Raw genomic sequence first — 8,774 nt, 5'->3', positions numbered from 1 at the left:
GCCCCGAAGGTCACCCCGGGCAGCCGGTCGTCGGGCCGGCCAGCCCCACGCTGGTGCCGTTCAGGATCACGCTGGCGTGCGTGGCCCGGCGGCCAGCGCCCCCAGGCCACCGGCACGGTTCAGGCGCCGCCCGGCGAGGCCGAGGGGGGTTGTGGCCTGGCACAGCCGCGCCGCCTGCTCGGCCCGGCGCGCCACCACCCGCACCCCGCCGGCCAGCCGGAGCGCCGCTCAGGCGCCGGCGCCCGCGCCGCGCCGCCGGCCCCCACCAGCAAAGCACCCGGGCGCCCGACGCCACGCCGGCCTCGCGCAGCAGCTCCAGCAGCGCGGTGGCGTCGGTGTGTGGCCCCTCCCACCCGTCGGGCGCGTGGCGCAGCATTGGCGGCGCCCACCGCGGCGGCCACCTGTCGAGCCGGACGCAAGCGGCGGCCGCCCCTCCTTGTGCGGGATGGTGACGTTGAGCCCGCGGAAGCCGAGCGCGTGGGCCCCGCCCAGCCCCTCGAGGAGCCGCTCGGCGCCAGCGGCAGCGCCAGGTGACGGCGTCCAACTCCAGGGCGGCGAAGGCGGCGTTCTGCATGAGCGGCGAGAGGCTGTGCCCCCACCGGCCAGCCCACCAGGCCGTAGAGCGCGGTCCGCCGCCGATCACCCTTTGGGTCACCGGCGCGCCTGGCACAGCCCGTCCAGCAGCGAGAAGAAGGAGGGGGAAGCTGGTGGCCACGCAGGCCACCTCGTCGAGCACCACCGGCGCGCTGGCGAAGAGGGCTGGGCCACCGCCATCGACATGGCGATGCGGTGGTCGAGCCGGGTCTTCACCGTCACCGGCCCGAGCCGGGTCGGCCCCCTCGATGGCGCAGCCGTCCTCGAAGAGCTCCAGCCTGGCGCCGGCCGCGGCCAGGGTCTCGCCCATGGCGGCCAGGCGGTCCGACTCCTTGACCCGGAAGCTCCCTGGCGTCGCGGATGACGGTGCGCCCGCTGGCCTGGGTGGCCAGCACCATCAGCACCGGCAGCTCGTCGATGAGCCGGGGGATGAGCGGCCCGCCGATCTCGGTGGCGCGCAGCGGCGCGGCCCGCACCGTCACGTCGGCGCGCGGCTCGCCGGCCACCTCGCGCTCGTTGGCCACGGTGAGGTCGGCCCCATGGCGCGCAGCACGTCGAGCAGGCCGGTGCGGGTGGGGTTGGTGCCCATGTTCCGCACCGTCACCGCCGAGCCGGGCAGGCCGGCGGCGCACAGGAAGAAGGCGGCCGAGGAGATGTCGCCCGGCACGTCCACCCGGGTGCCGCGCGGGCGCGCCGGGCGCACCGTCACGGTCAGGCCGTCCACCGTGAGCGGCACGCCCATGCCGCGCAGCAGCCGCTCGGTGGTCGCGCGAACGCTCCGGCTCGGTGACGCTGGTCTCGCCCTGGGCCGACAGGCCGGCCAGCAGGATGGCGCTCTTCACCTGGGCGCTGGCCACCTTGGTCGTGGTGGGTGCCGGTGAGCTGCCGCCCGCGGATGACCAGCGGCGGCACCCGGTCGCCGTCGCGGGCCGTCAGGTCCGCGCCCATGCGGCGCAGGGGCTCGACCACCCGGCGCACCTGGCCGGCGGCGCAGCGAGGCGTCGCCGGTCAGGACCGATAGCCTGGGCAGGCCGGCCAGGACGCCGGCCAGCAGCCTGAGCGAGGTGCCGGAGTTGCCGCAGTCGATGACGTCGTCCGGCTCCACCAGCGTGGCGGCCGGGGTGACGATCACCTCGGCCCCCTCCTCGCGGACGGTGGCGCCGAGCCTGGTCACGGCCTTGCGGGTGGAGTGGACGTCCTCGGCGTCGAGGATGCCGGTGACGCGGTCTCGCCCTCGGCCAGCGCGCCGAACAGGATGGCGCGGTGGGAGATGGACTTGTCGCCGGGCACCGTGAGGTCGCCCTGGAGCGGCCCGTGCGGTGGCAGGTGAGCGGTCCGTCGGGCGGGGCCGTGGCGTGGCGCGGTCAGAAGAGCCTCGCGCGCGTGGCGCGCCTGCTCGAGCGCCGTGCGCGCTGCCTCGGGGGAGGTGGCGATGGCGGAGAGGATGGCGGTGAGGTGGCGCTGCAGCCGCTCGGCCGCCTCGGGCAGGCGGGCGTTGCGGCGGGAGACCTCGCCCTGGATGTCGAAGGGGAACTCGGCCAGGCGCGTGGTGTCCTTGAGCCCCTGGCCGGCCAGCGCGCGGGCCAGCGGGCCGGCCTCCTCAGCCGCGGCCGCCAGGGCGCTGGCCACCAGGTAGGGCAGGTGCGAGACCATGGCCACCGCGGCGTCGTGCTCGGCCGCGCTGCAGCGGATCACGGTGGCGCCGAGCGCCAGGTGCAGCGCGGCCACCCGCTCCACCGCCGCCGGGTCGCCGTCGGTGACCAGCGCCACCCGCCCGCCGCGCCAGCGGCGCTGGGCCGCCGCGGCCGAGCCGGCGAAGCCGCCGTGGCCGCCGAACATGGGGTGGGCCCCGACGAAGTGGACGCCGGGGCGGACCTGGGTGCGGGCCAGGGCCACGATGGCCTCCTTGGCGCCGCCCACGTCGGTGAGGACCGCGCCGTCCGGCAGGAGCTGGGACACCGGCCCGAGCAGCGCCTCGATGGCCGCCACCGGGGTGCAGAGCACCGCGAGGTCGCAGGCGCCCAGGGCCGGCCCGGGGGCGGCGTGGGCCTCGTCGACCACGCCCTCGGCCAGGGCCGCGGCGCGGGCGGCCTCGGCGGGCTCCACCGCCACGAGGCGGACGGACGGGTCGGCGGCGCGCACGGCGCGGGCCAGCGCCCCGCCCATCAGGCCGAGCCCCACCAGGCCGAGCCGGCGCGGCAGGCCGGTCACTTCCCGGCCCTGCGGGTGCGGCCGGCCGGGCGTGCCGAGGGCGGCGCCGGGGCCCGGGTCTTCGTCGGTGGCTTGGTCTGCGCGGGAGTCCTGGCCTTCGACGCCGCCCTGGCCTTCGTCGTGCCCCGGGCGGCCGCGGCGGCCCGGGTGGCGCCCCTGGCCTTCGGCTGCTGGAAGGGCACCCCGTGGTGCAGGTCGGGGCGGAGCGCCTGGGCGCCGCGCAGGTAGACGTGATGCGGCGCGCCGCGGGCCACCGAGTGGAGCAGCACCCGGATGATGCGCGGCATGGAGCCCGGCACCGGGATCTCCTGGGAGCAGATCATGGGCACCTGGTGCCAGCCCTGCACCCGGGCCCCGCGAGCCGGAAAGTCGGCGTCGAGGTCATGGGTGACGGTGAAGATGGCCCAGGTGATCTCCTCGGGGTCGAGGTGGTTGCGCCGGGTCAGCTCCTCACAGAGCTCCACCACCGCCTCCTCGATCGCCTCCCGGGTGTTCTCGGCCACCTGGGTGGCCCCTCGGATGCCTCGCATGAGGCCGGTGATACTAGGGAAAGGGGGAAGGCGTGTCCATGCCGGGCGGGTGGGGTGCGGCACGATCCGGTTGGGCGGGACCACGGTCTTCGAGATGGGCCTCGGAGGGTCGAGCGAGCCGATGCACTCCAGGTGCAGGTACCGCACCGCCCGCCTGCCTCGCGCCCCTCGTGCGGTCAGGCCGATCCCAGACCTTCAGACGATCGGCGGACCGCTGGAACGGGCTCCGGGGCTCCGGCCCATGCACCATTCATCCGCAGTTAGGCAGCAGGATCAAGTACCAGGTGAAGATTGTGACGAGAATGCAGCCACAGAACAGGCTCATGCCTGCAGCTAGCGCCCTGGTGTTGCGAGGAATCTTGAACAGGACTGGGTCGTGGGCTCTTCGAAGAGACACAATGAGCCTTATCCCGGCACCAATACCAGCGAATCCCGTCAACAGTATCACCAACACTGGGCCAATTGTCGAAGGATTGGCGCACGGCTGACTTGTCATTGGCAGTATCCAGTGCTCAGGAAGATGAAATGCCTCCTCCGAGACCACATTGCTCCCATCCGTTGTCTTCCCTTGGCTCTCCGCGGCTTTCTGGTGAGCGCTCCTTGTGCGATACCTGCAGCAACCGACGCAGTTGCCCCATTCACTAAGCGTAGCGCCTGGACCGTCCCGCTCGTTCCCGGCATGAACGCGGGCACAGAGGCCGCCAGTGCCCCCATGGCGCCCGCCACGAGGACCTTCCTCACATTGACTCCCCGAATGGCTTGCTGGAGGTTTCCGCCGTTCTTATCGAGATTGTTCATCACTTCCGTCACCGCAGTCCCGGCCATTCCGGCCATCCCGCCCAAGAGCGCACCCAGCGCCATGCCCGCAGGGCCCCCAACTCTTAGCGCACTGCCGACCATAGCGCCGGCAGTGGCTGTTCGAGCTGTCCCGAGACGCATTCTTCAGGCCGTCGCCGTAGGAGAAGACGATGAACTCACTTCGCCGTGGCTTCGCTTCCCTGGTTGCCATTGGGTGTGTCTCGGCCGCCGCTGCATGCAAGGCCGAGGATCCGGACCGAGCAGCCATGTCGGTGCGGACGCCAGACCGCCCGTCGCCTGGCGACTTCGCCGCTCCGGGCCACGCCGACCAGGGGGCCGCACCACTGGTCAGGGAGCTGGAGCAGCTACAGCAGGCGCTGACTGCGCAGGACGCGGAGCGGTTGGAGCGCCTCTTGAGTCCTGGCGGCGTGATGTGCGGAGACTTCCTGTACGGGCGCCGCGAGTACGACGCGCTCGTGAGGCGCCCCGATGGACGCCTTCGGCCGTGGCTGTTCGGGGGTGGCGAGGGCAGTGGGCCGTCAGCCCGGAGCATGATGGATGCCACCACCCCTATCATCAGCAACCAGTCGGCCGACCACCGCAGTGCCGAGTTCGCCAAGAGCATGGGCACGCTCTACATTGGGTTCACGCTCCGGGATGGGAAGTGGCTCATCTCCGAGGGCCTGTTCTGCCAGTAGCGGGGGACCAAAAGGGTCCGGTTCCTGCGCAGCCAGGTAGGCTCCTGCTGGCTTGCTGTTCCCGGCACTTCAACGAGGGGGCCGATTCTGCGCACGCAGGTTGGCGCGCAGGGTGGCCTCGGGGATGCCACGCTTCCAGGCTGCGGCACGCCGCGACATCCCCGCCTCCAAGTCGGCGGCGACTGCCGCCAGCTTCAACGGTGAAGTCCGGGGCCTGCCGATCTTCTTCCCCTCGGTCCTCGCCCTGGCCATGCCGGCCTTGGTCCGCTCGATGAGCCGGGTCCGCCCCTGCCCGGCAACCCAGCTGAAGATGGCGACCAGCAGGGGCCGCACCGGGCTGTCGGTGTCGAGCCAGCTCTCGCATGCAGAGAGGACCCGGACGCCGAGCCGGTCGAGCTCCTGCACGGTCTGGATGGCGCTCACCATGGAGCGGTGGAGGCGGTCGAGCGCCCAGACGGCGACGGCCCGGACCCGACCAGCGCAGGCATCGGCCGGGAGCCGGTCCAGGAGGGCCTGGCCATGTCCGGCACGTTGATCGTCGCGGTAGCTCTGGCATCGGTGTGGGGTATGGCGGCCCTCGCATGGGCGGCAGCGCTCAAGGTGTCTCGAAGGGAGGGGGCTCGCTACCTCAGCGTGCTCCTCGACAGGAACTCCTGGATAGGCGAGCAGATCTGGGGCGTCCGTGCGGGACTACTCATGAGGATCTGGCTCGTCGTGGGGCTCGTCCTGATGTTCGTGGCTGCCTTCTGGAGGCCCTGACCAAGGAAGCCAGGATGAGTGCACGGGTGGTTCGACGACTGGCCATCCTTGTACCGAGGCCGGCAGCGTGCCCGGGCACCCGGCAGGTACAGGGCCTTGGTGCTGGGGGCACCCAGGGGCGTCGTCGCCATCGCTGCATACACCGTCGCCAAACCCGTCGCGGCCGGCCTGTTCAACGAGGGGCGGCTCTGGTCGGGGCTCTGGTTGCCGCTCGACTCCATCGGCACCGCGACGACCCCGAGCACGGAGGTCATCCGGCAACTACTCCGAGCCTGGAGCCCGACCCCGCGACCCCAGCGCCTCGGCCAGCGCCAGCAGCCGGCGCGCCCCGTCCACGTGCAGCGCCTCCACCAGCCGGCCGTCCACCACCACCACGCCCTGCCCGAAGGACTCCGCCTCGGCGTGGGCCACCATGATGCGGCGGGCCGCGTCGGCTCGGCGGGTGAGGGGCCGAAGGTCCGGTTGGCCACCGCCAGGGTCTTGGGGTGGATGAGGGTCTTCCCGTCGAACCCCAGGTCGCGCCCCTGCAGGCAGGCGGCCTCGAAGCCGGCCTCGTCGGTCAGGTCGAGGTGGACCCCGTCGAGGCAGCCGAGGCCGTGGGCCCGCGCCGAGAGCACGATCAACGAGAGCGCGGTGAGCACCTCGGCGCGGCCGGCGGTGTGCGCGCCCCCAGGTCCTTCACCAGATCGCTGGTGCCGGCCGCCAGGCAGGCCAGCCGCGGGTGGCGGCGGCCACCTCGGCCGCCCGCACGCGCCTCGCGGCGTCTCGATCATGGCCCACAGCCGCAGCGACGCCGGCGCGCCCAGCCGCGCCAGGGCCGCCTCGACCTCGCGCACCGCGGCGGGATCCTCCACCTTGGGCAGGAGGACGGCGTCGGCGCCCGAGGTGGCCACGGCCGCGAGGTCGTCCACCTCCCACGGCGTGCCGCGCCCGTTCACCCGCACCACCAGCTCGCGGTGGCCGTAGCCCCCGGTCCGCAGCGCCTCCACCACCAGCCGGCGCGCCTCGCCCTTGGCGGCCGGGGCCACCGCGTCCTCCAGGTCGAGGAGCAGGACGTCGGCGTCGAGGCCGCGCGCCTTCTCCAGCGCGGGCGTTCTGGCCAGGCATGTAGAGCGCGCTGCGGCGGGGCGGATGGCGGGGGGTCGGGCGACCTTCGGCGCGAGGTGGAACGCTCAGGAGCCACCGCCGGCGCGGTCGCCGGGCAGGGCCGCCCCCCCCCGCGTCCCCGCGGGGGGCGGGCCAGCGCGCGGAGGGCTGCGACGAAGTGGCCTGGGCGCAGGCGGAATGGCTCCGGACAGGACCGGGTTCCACCCTGGAGCCGGGCCCCCGATTCTGCGAGAATGCGCCCCCTTCCACCCGAACCTGAGGCCCTCATGAACCGCGTGAAGAACTTCAACGCCGGCCCGGCCGCCCTGCCCCTCCCCGCGCTCGAGCGCGCCCGCGACGAGTTCCTCGACTTCGCGAAGTCCGGCATGTCGGTGATGGAGCACAGCCACCGCGGCAAGGGAGTACGAGGCGGTCCACGACGAGGCCATCGCGGCTCCTCAGGAGCTCCTGGGCGTGCCGACACGCACGAGGTCCTCTTCCTGCAGGGCGGCGCCTCGCAGCTCTTCGCCCAGCTCCCGATGAACCTGGTGCAGAAGGGCCAGACCGCCGAGTACGTCATCACCGGCGCCTGGGCGAGAAGGCCCTCTCCGAGGGCAAGGCGGCCCACCGCCATGCTGGGCGGCGCGGTCAAGGTGGCCTGCACCACCGGCACCGGCGCCGGCAAGGAGAAGAGCCACGTCCGGGCCCCGGCCGCCGGTGAGGTGAAGGGCGCAGCCGACGCCGCCTACCTGCACGTCACCACCAACGAGACCATCCACGGCGTGCAGTTCGACGTGGACGCGGCCCGCCCTACCCCGTCCACCGGCGCGCCGCTGGTGGCCGACATGTCCTCCGACTTCCTCTGGAAGAAGGTGGACGTCTCGCGTTCGGCCTGATCTACGCCGGCGCCCAGAAGAACATCGGCCCGTCGGGCGTGGTGGTCCTGGTGGTGGCGAAGGCGCTCGTCGAGGGGGGGCGCAAGGACCTCCCCAAGATCTTCCAGCTCCGCACGCCCGCCGAGAACAAGTCGCTCTACAACACGCCGCCCACCTTCGGCATCTACATGGTGCGCAACGTGCTGGCCTGGCTCAAGGGGCTGGGCGGCCTCGACGTCATGGAGGCGCGCAACCGCAAGAAGGCGGCGGTCCTCTACGGCGCCATCGACGGCCACCCCGGCTTCTACCGGTGCCCGGTGGAGCGTGAGAGCCGCTCGGTCATGAACGTGGTCTTCCGCCTGCCCAGCGAGGCCGACGAGGAGCGCTTCGTCAAGGAGGCCAAGGCCAAGGGCATGGTCGGCCTGAAGGGCCACCGCTCGGTGGGCGGCATCCGCGCCTCGATCTACAACGCCGTCGAGCCGGCCTGGCTCGACGAGCTGGCCGCCTTCATGGCGGACTTCGCCAAGAAGGGGTAACCGCCACATGTCCTCGCTCGCCCTCGCCCTCCTGCTGGCCGCCGCCCCGGCGGCCGCCCCCACCGCCGCGCCGCCCAAGCCCCTGTCCACCTACCAGCAGCGGGAGGGGAAGGGCGGCCACGGCATGCAGGGGGCCAGGCCGGCGGGGGCGAAGCACGGCGCGGCCGGCCAGCACGGCAACCCGGCCGACCTCACGGCCTACGCGGCCGGCCTGCTGGACGCGAAGCGGGGGACGCCTGGCAGAAGCCGGACGAGGTGGTGAAGGCGCTGGGCCTGGCCCCGGGCAGGTGGCCTGCGACGTCGGCGCCGGCCCCGGCTTACTTCACGCCGGCTGGCCGCGGCGCTGGCCCGACCGGCGTCTACGCGGTGGACGTCGAGCCGGCCCTGCTGGGCAAGCTGAAGGAGCGGCTGGCCGCCGCCGGCGTGCCGCACCGTGACCCCGGTGCTCGGGCTGGCCGACGACCCGCCTCCTGCCGCCGGGCAGCTGCGACCTGGTGCTGGTGGTGGACACCTTCCACCACTTCCCGGACGGCGTGGCCTACCTGTGGCGGCTGGCCCGGCGCCCCTCCGGCGGGCGGGCGGATCGTCAACATCGACTTCCCTGGCGCGAGACGCCGGTGGGTCCGCCGGTGGCGCACCGGGTGGCGCTTGAGGACTTCAGCCGCGGCCTCGGCCGAGCTGGTGGTG

4 protein-coding genes and 4 pseudogenes are annotated in these 8,774 nt (G+C 73.4%); 3 read left to right on the top strand and 5 right to left on the bottom strand.

The window, feature by feature from the left end; translation table 11 throughout:
- Positions 1 to 10: 10 nt before the first annotated feature.
- The 3 genes and pseudogenes from aroA to aroH form a co-directional block, all read right to left on the bottom strand.
- Positions 11 to 1,884: pseudogene (gene aroA / locus IPO09_18065) on the bottom strand (3-phosphoshikimate 1-carboxyvinyltransferase).
- A gap of 78 nt (positions 1,885 to 1,962) precedes the next feature.
- Positions 1,963 to 2,760 (bottom strand): annotated as a pseudogene (locus IPO09_18060) (prephenate dehydrogenase).
- Positions 2,761 to 2,801: 41 nt separating this feature from the next.
- A complete protein-coding gene (aroH, locus tag IPO09_18055) occupies positions 2,802 to 3,335 on the bottom strand; it encodes a chorismate mutase (protein ID MBK9519207.1) in 534 nt (177 codons plus the stop codon).
- 968 nt (positions 3,336 to 4,303) lie between these two features.
- On the opposite strand from aroH, the gene IPO09_18050 reads away from it, so the two are divergent.
- Positions 4,304 to 4,831 (top strand): hypothetical protein, encoded by a 528-nt coding sequence (locus IPO09_18050; GenBank protein ID MBK9519206.1) that lies wholly within the window; start codon positions 4,304 to 4,306, stop codon positions 4,829 to 4,831.
- Positions 4,832 to 4,900: 69 nt separating this feature from the next.
- Here IPO09_18050 and IPO09_18045 read toward each other — a convergent pair whose 3' ends face one another.
- Together IPO09_18045 and IPO09_18040 are read right to left on the bottom strand one after the other, a co-directional pair.
- Entirely contained in the window at positions 4,901 to 5,500 is a 600-nt protein-coding gene (locus IPO09_18045; protein MBK9519205.1) for a recombinase family protein, read from the bottom strand.
- Positions 5,501 to 5,851: 351 nt separating this feature from the next.
- Positions 5,852 to 6,697: pseudogene (locus tag IPO09_18040) on the bottom strand (CoA ester lyase).
- Between the two features lie 266 nt (positions 6,698 to 6,963).
- Here IPO09_18040 and serC point away from each other — a divergent pair.
- A pseudogene (gene serC / locus IPO09_18035) lies at positions 6,964 to 8,087 on the top strand (3-phosphoserine/phosphohydroxythreonine transaminase).
- A gap of 7 nt (positions 8,088 to 8,094) precedes the next feature.
- Positions 8,095 to 8,349 (top strand): hypothetical protein, encoded by a 255-nt coding sequence (locus IPO09_18030; protein ID MBK9519204.1) that lies wholly within the window; start codon positions 8,095 to 8,097, stop codon positions 8,347 to 8,349.
- The last annotated feature ends 425 nt before the right edge of the window (positions 8,350 to 8,774 follow it).

Source organism: Anaeromyxobacter sp., assembly GCA_016718565.1.
Classification (GTDB): Bacteria; Myxococcota; Myxococcia; order Myxococcales; family Anaeromyxobacteraceae; genus JADKCZ01.
This window is presented reverse-complemented; position numbering and strand designations above follow the sequence as displayed.